Annotated in this window: 13 protein-coding genes; 7 read left to right on the plus strand and 6 right to left on the minus strand. The window is 71.5% G+C overall.

Annotation, left to right across the window (positions count from 1 at the left end; translation table 11 throughout):
- Positions 1 to 126 precede the first annotated feature (126 nt).
- Positions 127 to 948, minus strand: a complete 822-nt coding sequence (locus tag AC07DS_RS06225) for a L,D-transpeptidase family protein (RefSeq protein ID WP_479143130.1) — start codon at positions 946 to 948, stop codon at positions 127 to 129.
- 80 nt (positions 949 to 1028) lie between these two features.
- On the opposite strand from AC07DS_RS06225, the gene AC07DS_RS06230 reads away from it, so the two are divergent.
- Positions 1029 to 2609, plus strand: coding sequence for an acyl-CoA mutase large subunit family protein (locus AC07DS_RS06230; RefSeq protein ID WP_479143132.1), 1581 nt, complete (start codon positions 1029 to 1031; stop codon positions 2607 to 2609).
- Positions 2610 to 2657: 48 nt separating this feature from the next.
- Entirely contained in the window at positions 2658 to 3308 is a 651-nt protein-coding gene (gene leuE, locus AC07DS_RS06235) for a leucine efflux protein LeuE (RefSeq protein ID WP_479143134.1), read from the plus strand.
- Between the two features lie 3 nt (positions 3309 to 3311).
- Here the strand turns inward: leuE and AC07DS_RS06240 are convergent, their stop codons facing one another.
- Positions 3312 to 4688 (minus strand): FAD-dependent monooxygenase, encoded by a 1377-nt coding sequence (locus AC07DS_RS06240; RefSeq protein ID WP_479143136.1) that lies wholly within the window; start codon positions 4686 to 4688, stop codon positions 3312 to 3314.
- A 69-nt stretch (positions 4689 to 4757) separates the two neighbouring features.
- On the opposite strand from AC07DS_RS06240, the gene AC07DS_RS06245 reads away from it, so the two are divergent.
- A complete protein-coding gene (locus AC07DS_RS06245) occupies positions 4758 to 5408 on the plus strand; it encodes a TetR/AcrR family transcriptional regulator C-terminal domain-containing protein (RefSeq protein ID WP_479143137.1) in 651 nt (216 codons plus the stop codon).
- Between the two features lie 8 nt (positions 5409 to 5416).
- Here AC07DS_RS06245 and AC07DS_RS06250 read toward each other — a convergent pair whose 3' ends face one another.
- Both AC07DS_RS06250 and AC07DS_RS06255 read right to left on the minus strand, forming a co-directional pair.
- A complete protein-coding gene (locus tag AC07DS_RS06250) occupies positions 5417 to 6373 on the minus strand; it encodes a class I SAM-dependent methyltransferase (protein WP_479143139.1) in 957 nt (318 codons plus the stop codon).
- A 100-nt stretch (positions 6374 to 6473) separates the two neighbouring features.
- Positions 6474 to 7634 carry an acyltransferase family protein gene (locus AC07DS_RS06255; RefSeq protein WP_479143141.1) on the minus strand — a complete coding sequence of 387 codons (1161 nt, stop codon included), beginning with the start codon at positions 7632 to 7634 and terminating at the stop codon, positions 6474 to 6476.
- A gap of 262 nt (positions 7635 to 7896) precedes the next feature.
- On the opposite strand from AC07DS_RS06255, the gene AC07DS_RS06260 reads away from it, so the two are divergent.
- Both AC07DS_RS06260 and AC07DS_RS06265 read left to right on the plus strand, forming a co-directional pair.
- The gene (locus AC07DS_RS06260) at positions 7897 to 9360 is read left to right on the plus strand and encodes a glycosyltransferase family 29 protein (RefSeq protein ID WP_479143143.1); all 1464 of its coding nucleotides are present in this window, start codon (positions 7897 to 7899) and stop codon (positions 9358 to 9360) included.
- Entirely contained in the window at positions 9357 to 11669 is a 2313-nt protein-coding gene (locus AC07DS_RS06265; RefSeq protein ID WP_479143145.1) for a glycosyltransferase, read from the plus strand. The genes AC07DS_RS06260 and AC07DS_RS06265 overlap by 4 nt, the downstream gene beginning before the upstream one ends.
- A 62-nt stretch (positions 11670 to 11731) precedes the next feature.
- Here the strand turns inward: AC07DS_RS06265 and AC07DS_RS06270 are convergent, their stop codons facing one another.
- Positions 11732 to 13066, minus strand: coding sequence for an alpha-2,8-polysialyltransferase family protein (locus AC07DS_RS06270; RefSeq protein ID WP_479143147.1), 1335 nt, complete (start codon positions 13064 to 13066; stop codon positions 11732 to 11734).
- Positions 13063 to 14040, minus strand: a complete 978-nt coding sequence (locus tag AC07DS_RS06275) for a glycosyltransferase family 2 protein (protein ID WP_479143149.1) — start codon at positions 14038 to 14040, stop codon at positions 13063 to 13065. The genes AC07DS_RS06270 and AC07DS_RS06275 overlap by 4 nt, the downstream gene beginning before the upstream one ends.
- Positions 14041 to 14238: 198 nt before the next feature.
- On the opposite strand from AC07DS_RS06275, the gene AC07DS_RS06280 reads away from it, so the two are divergent.
- Complete coding sequence (locus AC07DS_RS06280; RefSeq protein WP_479143151.1) at positions 14239 to 15549, plus strand: DUF6716 putative glycosyltransferase; 1311 nt, start codon at positions 14239 to 14241, stop codon at positions 15547 to 15549.
- 32 nt (positions 15550 to 15581) lie between these two features.
- Positions 15582 to 16865 (plus strand): cytidylyltransferase domain-containing protein, encoded by a 1284-nt coding sequence (locus AC07DS_RS06285; RefSeq protein ID WP_479143153.1) that lies wholly within the window; start codon positions 15582 to 15584, stop codon positions 16863 to 16865.
- Positions 16866 to 16877: the final 12 nt, after the last annotated feature.

Here is a 16877-nt window from a genome sequence, read left to right on the forward strand (position 1 = left end):
TGAGGGGGGGGCCTGGCTGGCGTCCCCCTTCCCCCCCCCCCCCCCCTTCCCCCCCCCCCCCCCCCCTCCCTCCCCCCCCCCCGCCCCCCCCCCCCCCCCCCCCCCCCCCCCCCCCCGCCCCGCTTCTCACCAGGACACGACGACCTTGTCGCCGATCCTCACCTGCGCGAACAGCCGCGCGATCGCCGCCTCGTCCCGCACGTTGACGCATCCGTGCGAACCGCCCGCGTACCCGCGCGCCGCGAAGTCGTAGGAGTAGTGCACCGCCTGGCCGCCGCTGAAGAACATCGCGTACGGCATCGGGGAGTGGTAGAGGGTCGACACGTGGTGCCGTGACTTCCAGTAGACGCGGAACTCACCCTCGCGGGTGGGGGTGTACTGGCTGCCGAAGCGGACGGACACGGTCTCGACCGTGCGTCCGTCGACCATCCAGCGCAGCGTCCGGCTGGTCTTGCTGACGCACAGCACCCGGCCGGCCAGACAGCGCGGATCGGGCGCGGCGGCCGGCTGACCGCCCATCAGGTACAGCTCCCAGCGGCCCGGCCGGTGCGTCATGGCCAGCAGCCGCTGCCAGGTGACGGTGTCCAGCGCTCCGCTCCGCGGCAGCCCGCGCCTGCCCTGGAAGCCCCGGACGGCCTGCTCGGTCAGATCGTCGTACGTCCCCGTCGGCCCGTCGAACAGCCACTCGACCTGGCGGAGTCGGGCCTGCAGCTCGCGCACGCCGGGGCCGCTGTCCCCGCGCGACCACAGGACCCGGGGCGCGGGCCCCGCGGCGGGCGTGCTCTGGGCCGTCCGGGTGGGTTCCGGGGCGGAGCTGGAAGGCAGCTGGATCTGCACCGGCAGGCGGTGCTTGCCGTCGGCGTCCGGGGGCTGCACGGTGCAGCCGCAGAGCGCGGCGAGGGCGGCGGCCGAGACGAGTAGGACGGCTGGTCTCCCCGGGATCGTCATGCCGGGGATGTTTCCCCGCGTGACCGCCGCCGAACTACGGGGCATGGTGAGGAGTGACAAACCGTACTGCGGAGGCATCCATGGCGCGTGAGTCGGAGTCGGGGCTGCCGATCGAGCCGGTCTACCGGCCGACGGACCTCACCGGGTGGGACCCGGCCGGGAAGCTGGGCGAACCGGGGGCGTACCCGTACACCCGCGGGGTGTACCCGACCATGTACACCGGCCGCCCCTGGACCATGCGCCAGTACGCCGGGTTCGGCACGGCGGTGGAGTCCAACGCCCGCTACCGGCAGCTGATCGCGCACGGCACCACCGGGCTGTCCGTCGCCTTCGACCTGCCCACCCAGATGGGCCACGACTCCGACGCGCCCCTCGCGCACGGCGAGGTCGGCAAGGTGGGCGTGGCGATCGACTCGATCGAGGACATGCGGGTGCTGTTCGACGGCATCCCGCTGGACCAGGTCTCGACGTCGATGACGATCAACGCCCCGGCGGCCCTGCTGCTCCTGCTCTACCAGCTGGTGGCCGAGGAGCAGGGCGTACCGGCGGACCGGTTGACCGGCACCATCCAGAACGACGTCCTGAAGGAGTACATCGCGCGCGGAACGTACATCTTCCCGCCGAAGCCCTCCCTCCGCCTGACCGCCGACATCTTCAAGTACTGCACGGCCGAGATCCCGAAGTGGAACACCATCTCGATCTCCGGCTACCACATGGCCGAGGCGGGCGCGTCCCCCGCGCAGGAGATCGCCTTCACCCTCGCCGACGGCATCGAGTACGTCCGCACGGCGGTCGCGGCCGGCATGGACGTGGACGACTTCGCACCCCGCCTGTCCTTCTTCTTCGTGGCCCGTACGACGCTGCTGGAGGAGATCGCCAAGTTCCGCGCGGCGCGCAGGATCTGGGCCCGGGTGATGAAGGAGGACTTCGGCGCGCGGAACCCGAAGTCGTGGATGCTGCGGTTCCACACCCAGACGGCCGGGGTCCAGCTGACGGCCCAGCAGCCGGAGGTGAACCTGGTGCGGGTGGCGGTGCAGGCCCTCGGGGCCGTGCTCGGCGGCACCCAGTCGCTCCACACCAACTCCTTCGACGAGGCCATCGCCCTCCCGACGGACAAGAGCGCACGTCTCGCGCTGCGCACCCAGCAGGTCCTGGCGTACGAGACGGACGTACCGGCGACGGTGGACCCGTTCGCGGGCTCGTACGCGGTGGAGAAGCTGACCGACGACGTCGAGACGGCCGCGCTGGACCTGATGCGGAGGGTCGAGGACCTCGGCGGCGCGGAGGCGGCGATCGAGCACGGATTCCAGAAGGCCGAGATCGAACGCAACGCGTACCGCATCGCCCAGGAGACGGACTCCGGCGAGCGGGTGGTCGTGGGCGTCAACCGCTTCCAGCTGGACGAGGAGGAGCCGTACCAGCCCCTGCGCGTGGATCCGGCCATCGAGGCACGCCAGCGGGAACGCCTGGGCGTGCTGCGCTCCGAACGGGACCGGGCGGCGGTGGACTCGGCCCTGGCCGCGCTGAAGAAGGCGGCCGAGGGCGAGGAGAACGTGCTGTATCCGATGAAGGAGGCGCTGCGCGGGCGGGCGACGGTGGGGGAGGTGTGCAACGCGCTGCGGGAGGTGTGGGGGAGCTACGTGCCCTCGGACGCGTTCTGAGCGCCCGCACCGGATCCGATGTCGTAGCCCCGTGCGACACTCCTTCTCATGTTCGGCGTCATCGACCTCCCCACCTACCTGGCCGGCCTCGCCCTGATCGTCCTGCTGCCCGGCCCCAACTCCCTGTACGTGCTCTCCGTGGCCGCCCGGCGCGGTGTGCGCTCCGGCTACACCGCCGCCGCCGGCGTCTGGTGCGGGGACACCGTGCTGATGACGCTGTCCGCCGCCGGAGTCGCCTCGCTGCTCCAGGGGAACGCCGTGCTGTTCGGCATCGTGAAGTACGCCGGTGCCGGATATCTGACCTGGCTCGCGTTCGGGATGCTGCGGTCAGCGTGGGCGATGTGGCGCAGCCGGCGGGATCAGCCCGTCGAGGAGGCCGCGCCGGTCGCGTCGGCCGAGGAGCGGCCCTTCCGGCGGGCCCTGGTCGTCAGCCTCTTCAACCCCAAGGCGATCCTGTTCTTCGTCGCCTTCTTCGTGCAGTTCGTGGACCCGGGGTACGCCTACCCGGCGCTGTCCTTCGTGGTCCTCGGTGCCTTCGCGCAGCTCGCCAGCTTCCTCTACCTCAGCGCCCTGATCTTCGGCGGCACCCGCCTGGCCGCCGCCTTCCGCCGCCGCAGGCGTCTGTCCGCGACGGCCACCTCGGCGGCGGGCGCCCTGTTCCTCGGGTTCGCGGTGAAGCTGTCGCTCGCCGGCGCCTAGCGTCTAGCGGCCGCCGACCCGGGCGAGATACGCGTCCAGCCCGGCCGTGGTGTCGCCCGTCCAGCCGACGTACCCGTCCGGGCGGACCAGGAAGACACCGGAGCCGTACGACTGCGGGGCCGCCGGGAGCGCGTGGAGGCCGGCGACGGGGGCCGGCGCGCCCAGCAGCGTCCAGTGCGGCCCCCTGAACGCGTCGAAGAGGCGTACGCCGTCCACCGTGCCGTCGGGGGCCCGGTCGCCCGCCCGGACCGCGGACGGCACGGCCCGGGTCTCCTCGCTCAGGGACGACTCCCGGTACCCAAGCCCGAGCTGCACCGTCGCCTTCCCGCGCTGCACCTCCCCGCGGTGCACGCTCGTCGACAGGCCCAGCATGGCCGCGGCGTTGGGGCGCCGCTCCTCCTCGTAGGTTTCGAGGAGCGCCTGCGGAGCCCCGTCGCGCAGTACCGCGCCCAGCTTCCAGCCCAGGTTGTACGCGTCCTGGACGCTGGTGTTCAGGCCCTGTCCGCCGGCCGGTGAGTGCACGTGGGCCGCGTCGCCCGCGAGGAACACCCGGCCCGCCCGGAACCGGTCCGCAAGGCCGGTGCGCGGCCGGAACTCCGAGGCCCAGTAGAGCTCGGTGACGTCCTCGGCGTCGAGGTGCGTGTACGCGGCGACCAGCCCCCGGACGCCGTCGAGGGACAGGTCGATCTCCGTGCCCTCGGCGAGCTTCCCGGCCAGCTGGAAGACGTCCGTGCCGGCCAGCGGGCACAGCGCCACGCCGGTGCCGTCGGCTCCGGGGAAGGCGTGCCAGTACTCCCGGTCGAGCCCCTTCACCCGCACGTCCGCCACCAGGAACGGGCTCGGGTCGACCGTCTCACCGGCCATGCCCACGCCCACCGCGCGCCGTGCCGCGGAGCGCCCGCCGTCGGCCGCGACGACGTAGCGCGCACGGACGGTCGTACCGTCGGCGAACCGCACGCTCACGCCTTCCGCGTCCTGCTCCAGGCCCGTCACCTCGCGCCCGAAGTCCACCCCGCCGCCCACCTCCACCAGCCGCGCGTACAGGACTTCCTGGGTCCGCCACTGCGCGACCATCAGCGGCTGCGTGTACGGCGCGCCCTCGTCCGCCTCCACCGGCTCGAACATCGGCTGCTCGCCGAGCCGTTCGCCGTCCTTCCAGATCATCCGGGTGGGATAGGGGCCGCCGGCCGCGCGGATCGCGTCCAGCGCGCCGAGGTCGTCGAAGACCTCCTGGGTGCGCGGCTGGATCCCCTTGCCGCGCGAGCCGGGGAAGAGCCCCTGCGCCCGCTCCACGATCAGCGCGTCCACGCCGCGCCGGGTCAGGTCGATGCCGAGGGCGAGGCCGGTCGGACCGGCCCCCACGATCAGGACATCACGCATGATTTCTCCTTAACGCTGTTAAGTTCCGTCGCCCATGAGAGTGCCCTTAACGCTGTTAAGCTGTCAAGCGTGAGTACGGAACGACGCGCGCCCCTGGACCGCAAGCGGGTCGCGGACACGGCGCTGCGGCTGCTGAACGAGACCGGCCTCGACGGGCTGACCCTGCGGGCCATCGCCAAGGAGCTGGACGTCAAGGCCCCGGCGCTGTACTGGCACTTCAAGGACAAGCAGGCACTGCTCGACGAGATGGCGACGGAGATGTACCGGCGGATGGTCGCCGGCACGGCGCTCGATCCCGCCGACAGCTGGCAGGAGCGGCTGCTCGTGACGAGCCGCGGGCTGCGTACCGCCCTGCTCGGCTACCGCGACGGCGCCAAGGTCTACAGCGGCTCACGCTTCACGGGTACGGACCACGCCCGCGAGATGGAGGCGCACCTGCGCGTCCTCACGGACGCCGGCTTCACCCTGGCGCAGGCCGTCAACGCGGCGCGGACCGCGAGCATGTTCACCATCGGGTTCGTCACCGAGGAACAGGGCGTGCAGCCCCTCCCGGGCGAGCGCCGGGAGGGGTACGACATCGAGGAGCGCGCCCGGCGCATGGCCGGCTTCCCGCTCGCGGCCGAGGCCGGGAAGGCGCTCTTCGACGACTACGACGAGCAGTTCGAGGAAGGGCTGGCGCTGGTGATCGCGGGCATCGAGGCCCGCTACGGGATCCGCTGAGCGGGGGGTCAGCTCCGGGCCGCGCGTGCCTTGCGGATCGCCCGTGTGACGACCGGCGGCAGCAGGTCCACGGCGACCCGGCGCACCCGGCTGCCACGGCGGGGCGCGGGCCGGGCGGGCCGCGCCGCGGGAGCCGGGTCCGGTGCCGGGGCCGGGGCCGGCGCGGACACCGCGGCCGGTGCCGGCACCGACGCCTCGGCCGCCACCGCGTGCTTGGAGGGCGGGAACGCCGGCGCGGACATCCCCTTGGACTTCAGGCGGACGATCCGGTGCCCCGCGGCCTCCTGGACGCTCAGATGGCAGTCGGACCGCTCCCGCGCCATGGCCAGCAGCGCCTCCTGGACCGGCTCGGGATCGCCCCAGGTGCCGTAGAGCTTCTGCGTGCTCAGGCAGACGGGATGCAGACCCCGGTTGAGCACGGCCTCCCAGGCGGCCATGGACACGCCGGGCGTGTGCTCGGAGCGGAAGTCGTCGAGGACGACGATGCCGTCGGGCAGCAGCAGGTCGTGGGCCGCGCCTATGTCGTCGTGCACGTGCTCGTACAGGTGCGAGGCGTCGATGTGCACGAACCGGCAGGAGCGGGTCGCGACCTCGTCGGGCACCAGGGAGCTGGGCCCCTGGAGCACCCGGGGCAGCTCGTCGTGGAAGGAGCGGTAGTTGTCCTCGAAGACGCGCCGGGTCAGCGCGCTGTAGGACTTGGTCGACTCGGCCCGGTTGGCGTCGTCCGGGGCGTCGCCCTCGAAGAGGTCGCACACGGTGTACTTCTCGCCCGGCTGCTGGTGCCGGCCGATGAAGATCGCGCTCTTGCCCATGTAGACACCGACCTCCAGGAGGTCGCCGTGGGTTCCCCCGGCCTCCTGCCGGTTCAGGAACCAGTCGAAGAGCAACTGGTCGAGCACCGGGAACCAGCCGGGCACGTCGTCGAGCCGGTGGGGCGGGCGGGTCGCTTCCTGGATGGTGGCCATGAGGCGGGGGCACTCCCTCGGTACGGCAGTCTGTGGGTTCACTGCGGAAAGCCTGTGGCGCGGGGGGCGGGGCACTACGGTGCCTGCCCCCGGGCCCGGTTCAAAACCCAAGGCGAGATGAACTGCTGCCCAACTTCCGGCCATGGAGGGCTCGCTTCAGCCTCGGGCCGAGCGGCTGCTCCACGAACCGGTGCATCAGCCACGCCAGCAGCAGCATGCCGAGCACCGTCGACACGAGCGTCGGCCACGCGGGCAGGCCCAGGCCCCGGTGCAGCACCCGGATGACGAACCAGCCCAGATGCTCGTGGACCAGATAGAACGGGTACGTCAGCGCGCCGGCCGTGGCCAGCCAGCGCCAGTCGGCCCGGCCGGTCCAGCCCAGCGCCACGGCCGCCACGGCGGCGAAGGCGAGGGTGACGATCAGCAGGATGACGTACGGGTCGCGCACGAAGTCGCCGTGCGCGCCCGTGTGCCACAGCCCGCGCGTGGCGTTGCTCTGCCCGAGCAGCCAGGAGACGGCCACGATGCCCCACAGCAGCAGGTCGCCGCCGAAACGGTGGATCAGGTAGAGGGCGAGACCGCCGACGAAGAAGGGGGCGTAGTCCGGCATGACCAGCTGGTCGATCAGGGCGTTGCCGGACGTGCGGCACACCACCGCCGCCAGCGTCCACACGGAGCAGAAGAGCACCACCCGGCGGTAGGTGACCCCGCGCAGGACGACGAGAAGGGCGAACAGCGCGTAGAAGCGGACCTCGACCCAGAGCGTCCAGCACACGCCCAGCACGCGTGGGGCGCCCATGGGCTGTTGCAGCATGGTCAGGTTGACCAGGAACTCGTCCGGGCGGACCGGGTGCACGACGGCCGGCAGGGCGAGGGCCGCGCCGGTGACGAGCGCCAGGGCGACCCAGTAGGCGGGGTAGAGGCGGGCGACGCGGGAGCGGAAGAAGTCGCCGAGGGTGCGGCCCCAGCTGCTCATGCAGATGACGAAACCGCTGATGACGAAGAAGAACTGGACGCCGAGGCAGCCGTAGGTGGCCGCCTGGGACAGGGTCGGGAAGACGTGGGCCGGTGTCCGGTGCCAGGACGCGGAGACGGTGCCGCCGCGTCCGGCGTAGTGGTAGAGGCAGACCATCAGCGCGGCCACGAGCCGCAGGCCGTCCAGGGCGAGCAGGCGGCCCCGGCGCGAGGGGGCGGGAGCCGGCGCGGGCGCGGAGGGAGCGGGAGCGGGAGCGGTGGTGAGGGTGGGGGACGAAGCAGCCATGATGCTCGGCGCCTACCCGACGATGCGCTGATCATCTCGGCTTCTTCTGTGAAAGTCCCCGGCATGAGGGAGCCGCTCCGCCGTCACCTGGCGGAATCACAGGAACGAGGTGATTGACCGTCTAACCATTCTCTTACCTGTCCGGATTCGTTAACCCGGTGGTCGCTTTGGCTTCCTAGTTTCTCCATCCACCCCCACGTTTTTGCAAACCCACGGCATGCCGCCGTAAACACCGTATTTGCTTGGCAAAATCAGGAGAGCTATGACGAGGGTCCAGAACCGGCGGGCACCTGCGCGTGGAGGGGAGCTGGAGGACTGCCTGCGCGCCTGCGCCGTCCACAGCGGCAAACTCGTGGGCAGTCTCGACCGCCGTCGCACGGAACTGGCCGAGCAGCTGCGCAAGTTGCTCGTGGTGTTCAGCACCACCGGCACGTCCGCTCCCGCCACCGCCCCGGCCGGTGGCGCGACCGCCCTGCTCAAGCGTGCCGTCAAGGGGGCCGCCGCGCCCGCCGGCAGCATCCCGGGCGACCTGCTGGACGCCCTGCTGGCCGTCGGCAACAAGGCCCTCGAGTGCGGCTACGGCGACGAGCTGCACCTCGCCCTGCAGATCAGCGACACCGTCCTCGCCGAGCGCAAGAACTCCCGGGCCGGCTGGCGGCTGCGCGCCCGGGTCCTGGAGGCCCTCGGTGAGGAACGCGAGGCCGTCGGGGCCTACGAGCGCTACCTGGAGCTGACCGACGAGGACGGCTTCGGGGTGGCCGCCCGGATCACCGGCCTGCGCCGGGCCGCCGAGCGCGAGCGCGAGCTGCTCGCCCTGCTGCAGCGCCAGTGCCCGCGCGCCGCCGACTTCGCCCGCGGCCCCGCCACCGACGTGTGGGCCGAGGGCCTGGCCCTGCACGCCCTCGGCGACTGGGACGCGGCCGAGCCCCGGCTGGTCGGTGCCCTGCTCGCGCTGGCCGCCGACGAGGCCCCGGTCGCCGACCGGCAGGAACTGCTCAGCCAGTACCTCGACCTGCGCACCGGGGTCACCGGCGACCCCACCGCCCTCACCGAGGCCGTCGCCCTCTACGCCGAGCAGCGCCGCATCCGCATGCGCGGCCCGGTCGCCGACCCCACCATCGGCGGGGTGGAGTGGATCAGCCTCGGCGAGTTCCGCAACCAGATCGCCGGCAAGTCGATCTGCCTGATCGCCAACTCCGGCCGTGTGGGCCAGAGTTCGATGGGTGCCGAGATCGACGGCTACGACCTGGTCGTCCGCTTCAACTCGTACCGGATCGACCCGGGGCACACCGGCAGCCGTACCGACATCCACGCCACCATCCACAAGCACGGCTTCAACTGGGACCGGCCGGTGACCACCCGGCTCGTCTTCGGCGGGGTCTCCGGCGACTGGAAGCACTCGCTGCGCAACCGCCTGGTGCCCGGCGCCCAGCGGTACCTCGGCGACGAGTCGCTGCGCTGGCCCGTCCGCAACATCGGCCGGCTCGGCAACGACGTCTGGTCCGGCATCCCGACCACCGGCTTCAACATGCTGTGGCTGCTGGACTTCCTGGACGTCAGCCCGACCCTGGACCTGATCGGGTTCGACTTCTACGAGAGCGGCGCCTACCGCGTCCAGGAAGCGATGAAGCTCGCCATCACCTCCGTGCACGAATACACCAGCGAGAAGGCATGGGTCATGGAGCGGGCCCAGAGCGTGACCGACATGAGGATATCCCTGCGATGACCACCTTCACCCCGGTAGCACCGGAGACCGCCGCGCACGCTCTGACCGGCAAGCGGCGCATCGCCTTCGCGAGCTTCGTCGACGAGAACTACCTGCCCGGCTTCCTCGTTCTGCTGCGCAGCCTCGCCCTGTCCAACCCGGGCGTCTGCGAGGATTTCGTCGTCCTCCACGACGATCTGAAGCCCTCCTCCGTCGCCCGCATCCGAGCCCTGCACCCGCGCATCGTGCTGCGCCGCGTCGACGCCGAGCACTACGACTCCTACGTCAAGGGCGACCAGGACAACTACCTGGTCCGCAAGGCGTACTTCATCCTCGACATCTTCAAGCTGCGCGACTACGACACCGTCATCACCCTGGACACCGACATGGTCGTCCTCGGCGACCTCGGTGAACTCCTCCAGCTGCGCGAGGGTCTTGCCGCCGTACCGCAGTTCTTCTACGGGCAGCACAAGCTCAACTCCGGGCTGCTGGTCATCCAGCGCGAGTACCTGTCGGACGCGTTCTGCGCGAAGATCGACCAGGTCGGGCGCAGTGGCGGCTACGAGCTCGACAAGCACGACCAGGGCATCCTCAACGCGGTCCTCGACGGCGACTTCGTCCGCCTGGACGCCCGCTACAACTTCGTCAAGCGGCGGCTCTCGGGCGACCTGCCGGTCCCCGACGACACCGCGATCCTGCACTTCACCGGCCGGCACAAGCCCTGGCAGGGCGGCGAGGCCGGGTACGCGCTGGCCGAGGACCGCTGGCGCGAGTTCGAGCTGGGCGAAGCCGAGTTCCACGCGGCCTACCTGGCCAAGGGCAACCTCCACCACGACCTGCTCGTGCACTACGGCACCCCGCACGTGCGGCGCACCGGTGACGTGGAGGCCGCCCGCAAGGTCGCCGCCGCCCACATCGCGGCCGGTGAGTACCAGGACGCGGTCGACCTCCTCGGCGGCGTCCGCATCCCGGTGGACGAGGCCTGGCCGCACGAGGTGCTCGGGCACGCCCTGATGAGCGTCTCCCGCCAAGCGGAGGCGAAGACCCAGCTGCTGCTGGCCACCGCCGCCCCCAACCGGGCCGCCACCGCCTACGCCCGCCTCGCCCAGCTGGCCTGGGTGCACGGCGACAACGCCGAGGCCCTGAAGTACGCCACCGCCGGCCTCACCGTCGACCCCGCCCACCGCTCCAGCCGACTGTGGGCGCAGCGCGCGGCCGCGGTACCGGCCCAGGAACAGGGCGCCGCCGAGGACCAGCTCGCGCACGTCGCCTTCTACATGGACCGGCAGGGCAACGCGGGCGACAAGCTGCTGCCCGAGACGGTCCGGCTCGCCTTCGGCCCCGACTTCACCTCCCGGCGCTGGCACTCCGTCCACGCCCACCGGCTGTTCGACAAGGCCGCCCTGGAGCGGGTCAACGCCCGGCGCGGCCTGGTCATCGGCGGCGGCGGACTGTTCATCCCGGACACCATGCCCAACGGCAACAGCGCCTGGCAGTGGAACGTCCCGGACGAGCACCTGCGCGCCGTCGACGTGCCGGTCATGGTGTTCGCGGTCGGCTTCAACGCCTTCGACGGGCAGTCCTACCGGGCCCAGCGGTTCAACGAGAGCCTGCGCCTGCTGGTGGAGAAGGCCTCCTTCTTCGGTCTGCGCAACCACGGCTCCATCGCCAAGGTCCGCTCGCTGCTCCCGCCCGAGCTGCACGACAAGGTCGTCTTCCAGCCCTGCCCGACCACGGTCATGCGGCAGCTGGTCGCGGGCTGGAGCGACCCGCTGCACCGTGAGGACACCGTCCTGCTGAACGCGGCCTACGACCGTGCGGGCCTGCGCTTCGGCCACGACTACGGGCACTTCCTCGCCGAGATGGCGAAGGCGGTCCGGGCGATCGGCGCCCACACCGAGGTGCGGTGCGTCGCCCACTCGCTGGACGACGAGCGCATCGCCTTCGACCTGCGCCGCGAGCACGGGATCTCGCTGCCGGTGATCCCGATGTACGACTTCTCCAACGACGAGATCCGCGAGACGTACGCCAAGACCCGTCTGGTCATCGGCATGCGCGGGCACGCCGGAATGATCCCGTTCGGGGTCGGCACGCCCATCATCAGCCTGATCTCGCACCCGAAGATGGCGTACTTCCTCAGCGACATCGAGCGCCCCGAGTGGGGTGTCTCCGTCCACGAGAGGAACCTGGGCGCGGTGCTCACCGAGCGGGCGCTGGACATCCTGGACCACCACAGCCGGACCGTCGCCGACGTGCACGACCGGCAGGAGCTGCTGTGGAAGGTCACGCAGGAGAACGCGACCCGGATCCGTACGATCCTGGGCCGCTGAGAAGCCGGAAGGGCGGGCCCGTGAAGGGCCCGCCCTTGGCGGTCGGCGAGAAGGGGGTGGGGTCAGCGGCGTACGACCCGGCGCAGATTGCGCGCCTTGCGCGCCACCCGGCGGACCGTGGCGTTGCGCGGGATGAACGACAGCTGGGCGGGCACCCCACCGGGCAGCGCCAGCGAGGTCAGACGCTTGCGCTTGAAGTAGCGCAGCGTGTGCGGGTTCAGGTTCCGGGCGAGGTACCGCTCCGTCTCCTCGCGCAGCCTCGGCAGGATCTTCGGCTGCATCGCGAAGCCCACCGCACGCACCAGCGCGCCCAGCGCCTCCACGTCCATGCCGGGGCGCTGCTCGGTGACCGCCGCACGGTCGCCCAGCTCGGGCAGCAGCGCGTCGACCACGGTGACCGGCACCCGGTTGCTGTTCTCGAACGGTGTCAGCCGCTCCAGCAGCAGATCGGTGCCGACCCGGGCGACCGGCAGGCCGTACAGCGCGGAGGCGGTGAGCAGCGCGGTGGAGAAGCAGCCGACGACCAGCGCGGGACGCATCCGCTGGTACACCACCTCGGCGAGGACCGGCGTGTCCAGCACGGTCAGCTCCACCTCGAGCTTCTCCGCCTCCTGCTCCAGGGTGCGGGTGAAGCGGGCCGGGGCGGTGGGGTGCGGCTTGAACACCACCTTGGTGTGCCCGAGCGCGACCGCGCCCTTCAGCATCCGCACATGCAGGTTCTCCTCCTGCTCGGCGGTGAGGATGTCCAGCGCGGAGAGGTACTGCCCGAGCAGCAGCGCGGGCTCCTCGATCTCCGGCAGGTCGTCGCCGAGCGGGGCGAGTTCGGCCAGCACCTTGGTGAAGGCCTGGGTCGGCACGATCTCGCCGGGGACACCGAACTCGGTGAGCAGCAGCGGCTTCAGGCCCGGCACCAGGTCGAGGTGGAGCACCCGGTCCACGCGGGTGCCGACCAGCGGGTCGATCTTGTTGCGGGTAGGGCCGTAGCTCATCAGACCGTCGGCGTAGACGGTGACCGGGGCGCCGGTGAAGATCTGGGCGAGCGCCAGCGACGGGTTGACCTGGATCGACTCGACCGCCAGCTCCACGTCGTCGTCGCCCAGCTGCCACTCGTGGCGCAGATACCGCTCCCAGAGCGGCATGTCGTCCACCCGGGGCGCCCACCCGCCGGGGTGGAAGGGGAAGATCGTCTCGTTGTACGAGATCACCTCGTCGAAGCGCTCGCGCAGCCGCTCGAAGCCGGGCATCTCGTCCAGGCCGGGCGTGGTCTCGGGCGTCGCGGCGTTGTTGCAGACCAGCAGGATGCGCCGGCCGGCCGGGCCGAAGCAGCCCGAGTCCAGGGCGGCGGCGAGCGTCGCCGTGCCGTACAGCGTCGACGCCTGGAAGATCTGGGTGGTCACGCGGCGACCCCCGTCGGGGCGGGGCGGCGGCGCAGCCGGCGCAGCTTGGTGGCGCGCTGCAGGTCCATGGAGTCCAGCGCCTCGTCCAGCACGTCCTGCGGCATGCGCCGCAGTGCCCCGGCGCTCATGGATTTCAGTTTTTTCGCCACCGCGGGCTCGAACCTTTCGATGGATCCCAGGTGATGGGAAATGATCGCGCAATAGGTACGCACGGCCTTCGGCAGGAGCGCGTCGGCGTCCGGGTCGGCGGCGGTTTCCGCGATCACCTGATCGAACGCGCGAATGAAATCGAGCTGCCGGACATCGCCGATCTGGGTGAGTGACGAGGCCACGCCGCGCCGGTAGAACACACCGAGCATGCTGACCGCGGCGAAGGATTCCGCCTCGCGGTGCAGCTTCCAGATCCAGGGCCGGTCCTCGGCCGTGCGCAGCCCGTCGGTGAAGTGCAGCAGCCCCTTGTCGACCAGCCGGCGGTGGTAGACGCCCGCCCAGGCGTAGGCGTAGTCGACGGAGGTGGAGCGGTCCGCGGGCAGGATCGCCTCGCGCGGGTTCAGCACCACGTTCCGCCGGCCGACCGGCACCCGGTGCACGGTGCGTGCCCGCGCCGTGCACTGCACATGGTCGGTGCGCAGGAAGTCGCAGCCCAGCTCCTCGATGGCGTCGACCAGCTTCGGGTAGTAGCCGGGGGCGAGCCAGTCGTCGCCGTCCAGGAAGGTCAGGTACTCGCCGCGCGCCCGGTCGATGCCGGTGTTGCGGGCGGTAGCCAGTCCTCCGTTCTGCTCGTGCCGGACGAAGACCGCGCCTGGCAGCTCGCGCTCCGCGCGCGCGAGAATGTCTGGTGTCCCGTCGCGGGAACAGTCGTCGACGAGAATGAATTCGAAGTCCTCACGTGCGTTCGCACTGAGGCTCCTCAGGGTGTCGGGCGCGTATTGCTGCACGTTGTAGAACGGCACGATGACGGAGAGCTTGACCACGTGGGGGACGTTAGGGCGAAGCCCGTCATTCGTCTTGACCGTTGGCTTGATACGAGGTGAACGACGCGTGGCGAAGCTGTGAACCGGGCTTTTTTCCGGCCCGATCATGGCCTGATTCGCCATTCGGCGATGTGCTGTTAACCGTTTGTTGCATTCAGGTTGGGCGGAACCTCGGAATGCCTTCCTAGCGTCTTCGACGTGCCAGCAAGTGCAACGAAGTCCCTGCGGGTCGCCGTCCTAGCCGATTCCGACACCCGGTGGAAGTGGGGCGCGCTCACCGCGCAGCGCGTCACCCCCACCGGCGCCGAGATCCGGCTCGACGGCTACCTCCTGCGGGGACGATCCACCCCCACCGCCCGCCAGCTCGAGGAAGTCGGCGTCCGCGCGGACTCCCTCCGCGAGGTGACCGGCGTCGAGTTCCTGCGAGCGATGAGCGAGCAGTCCTACGACGTCCTCGTCCTCGCCCTGGTCGGCGGCGGTGTGCAGGCGATGCTGCACGGGCTGCGCAACGCCTGGGGCCCCGGGAAGCGTCCCGTCGTCGTCACCGGCTATGTCGGTGTCGTCTACGAGAAGCTCGCCGACGGCCTGCTGCTGCGGCACGGCGCGGACCTCGTCCTCGCCAACTCCCGTCACGACGCGGACCGTTTCCGCGCCGTGTACGAGGGAGTGGGTGCCGACGCCTCCGCGGTGACCGAGGTCGCGCTGCCGTTCCTCGGCGGAGAGCCGTACGCCGGTGAACACGACCCCTACACGGTCGTGTTCGCGGCCCAGCCCTCCGTCCCGGACAGCCGCAAGGACCGTACGTACCTGCTCGACCGGCTGATCGAGCACGCCCGCAGGCACCCCGGGCGCGAGGTGCTGCTGAAGCTGCGCTCCAAGCCGGGCGAACACACCACCCACATCGAGGAACTGCCGTACCAGAAGCTGGTCCAGGGCAAGGACGTGCCCGCCAACTTCCGTCTGGTGTACGGCCACATGGGCGAGGTGCTCGACCGCACCGACCTGCTGGTCACGGTCAGCTCCACGGCCGCCCTCGAAGCCCTGCACCGCTGCGTCCCGACGGTCGTCCTGACCGACCTCGGTGTGCGTGAGGTGCTCGGCAACCACCACTTCACCGGCTCCGGGTGCCTCGCCTCCTGGGACCAGCTCGACGCCGGACACCGCCCGGCGCCGGACGAGGAGTGGGTGGCCCGGCAGGGCGTCGCCGCCGACGGCTCCTACGCCACCGCCTTCGACGCGGCCCGCGAACGCATCGCGAAGCTGCTGGAGCGGTCCGGGGGGCTGCCGTCCCTCGCCCCCTACTACACACCCGAGACAGCGCCGGGCTACCTGCCCGGCATCCTCGCCCGCCATCACCTCGGCCCCGACGGCGCACCGCTGCCCGGCGCGCCCGCCGCCGACAAGCAGCCGGGCCCCGTCCGCCAGATCGTGCGCCGGGCCGCGCGCGGTGCCTACCGCCACGGCGTGCAGCGCGTGGCCCCCGTGATCCGACGAATGGGAGAGCTGTGAGCGACCGGATCCCCCGGCAAGGAGTGGAGCAGATGACCGACGCCAACCCCGACGCACCCGCGTTGCGCCGCGTGCTCGCGGTGATCCCGGCGCGCGGCGGCTCCAAGGGTGTCCCCGCCAAGAACCTCGCCTCCGTCGGCGGTGTCCCGCTGGTGGCCCGCGCGGTGCGCGAGTGCCGCGCCGCCCGGCTGGTGACCGACGTGGTCGTCTCCACCGACGACCAGGCCATCGCGGCCGCCGCCCGCCAGGCCGGCGCCGAGGTCGTGCTGCGCCCCGCCGCCATCGCCGGCGACACCGCCACCTCCGAGGCCGCCGTCCTGCACGCCATGGACGCCCACGAGACCCTGCACGGCGCGGCCGTCGACGTCGTCCTGCTCGTGCAGTGCACCAGCCCGTTCATCATCCGCGAGGACATCGACGGGGTGGCCGGCGCGATCGTCGAGAACGGCGCCGACACGGCCGTGACCGTGGCGCCCTTTCACGGCTTCATCTGGCGGGACGAGGCGGACGCCCCGGTACCGGTTCCGGTCGCCACCGGCTCGGCGGGGGAGGACGCCGACCCGGCCTCCGTGGGCGGCGGTTACGGCGTCAACCACGACAAGTCCTTCCGCCCGCGCCGCCAGGACCGCCCCCAGGACCTGCTGGAGACCGGCGCCGCCTACGCGATGGACGCGGCCGGCTTCCGCGAGCACCGCCACCGCTTCTTCGGTCACACCGAGCTGATCCGCACCGACCCGGCCCGGGTGCTGGAGATCGACGACCCGCACGACCTGGCCCGCGCCCGCGCGCTGGCCCCCCTCTTCGACGCGGACCGCCCCGGTTCGCTGCCGACTGCCGCCGATGTGGACGCAGTCGTACTGGACTTCGACGGCACCCAGACCGACGACCGGGTGCTGATCGACTCCGACGGACGGGAGTTCGTCTCCGTGCACCGCGGAGACGGGCTCGGCATCGCCGCGCTGCGCAACAGCGGCCTGAAGATGCTGATCCTGTCCACGGAACAGAACCCGGTGGTCGCCGCCCGCGCCCGGAAGCTCAAGCTCCCGGTGCTGCACGGCATCGACCGCAAGGACCTCGCCCTCAAGCAGTGGTGCGAGGAGCAGGGCATCGCGCCGGAGCGCGTGCTCTACGTCGGCAACGACGTCAACGACCTCCCGTGCTTCGCCCTCGTCGGCTGGCCCGTGGCGGTCGCGAGCGCCCACGACGTCGTACGCGGCGCCGCACGCGCGGTCACCACCGTCCCCGGCGGCGACGGCGCGATCCGAGAGATCGCCAGCTGGATCCTCGGCCCCTCTCTCGATTCCCTCCCCAAGTAAGGACATCTCCTG

Source organism: Streptomyces sp. NPDC044064, from assembly GCF_056434245.1.

Bases quoted from the DNA above. Each gene is read 5' to 3' on its own strand.
- AC07DS_RS06225 (WP_479143130.1), bottom strand. From the start codon at position 948: ATGACGATCCCGGGGAGACCAGCCGTCCTACTCGTCTCGGCCGCCGCC.
- AC07DS_RS06230 (WP_479143132.1), top strand. From the start codon at position 1,029: ATGGCGCGTGAGTCGGAGTCGGGGCTGCCGATCGAGCCGGTCTACCGG.
- leuE (WP_479143134.1), top strand. From the start codon at position 2,658: ATGTTCGGCGTCATCGACCTCCCCACCTACCTGGCCGGCCTCGCCCTG.
- AC07DS_RS06240 (WP_479143136.1), bottom strand. From the start codon at position 4,688: ATGCGTGATGTCCTGATCGTGGGGGCCGGTCCGACCGGCCTCGCCCTC.
- AC07DS_RS06250 (WP_479143139.1), bottom strand. From the start codon at position 6,373: ATGGCCACCATCCAGGAAGCGACCCGCCCGCCCCACCGGCTCGACGAC.
- AC07DS_RS06255 (WP_479143141.1), bottom strand. From the start codon at position 7,634: ATGGCTGCTTCGTCCCCCACCCTCACCACCGCTCCCGCTCCCGCTCCC.
- AC07DS_RS06260 (WP_479143143.1), top strand. From the start codon at position 7,897: ATGACGAGGGTCCAGAACCGGCGGGCACCTGCGCGTGGAGGGGAGCTG.
- AC07DS_RS06265 (WP_479143145.1), top strand. From the start codon at position 9,357: ATGACCACCTTCACCCCGGTAGCACCGGAGACCGCCGCGCACGCTCTG.
- AC07DS_RS06285 (WP_479143153.1), top strand. From the start codon at position 15,582: ATGACCGACGCCAACCCCGACGCACCCGCGTTGCGCCGCGTGCTCGCG.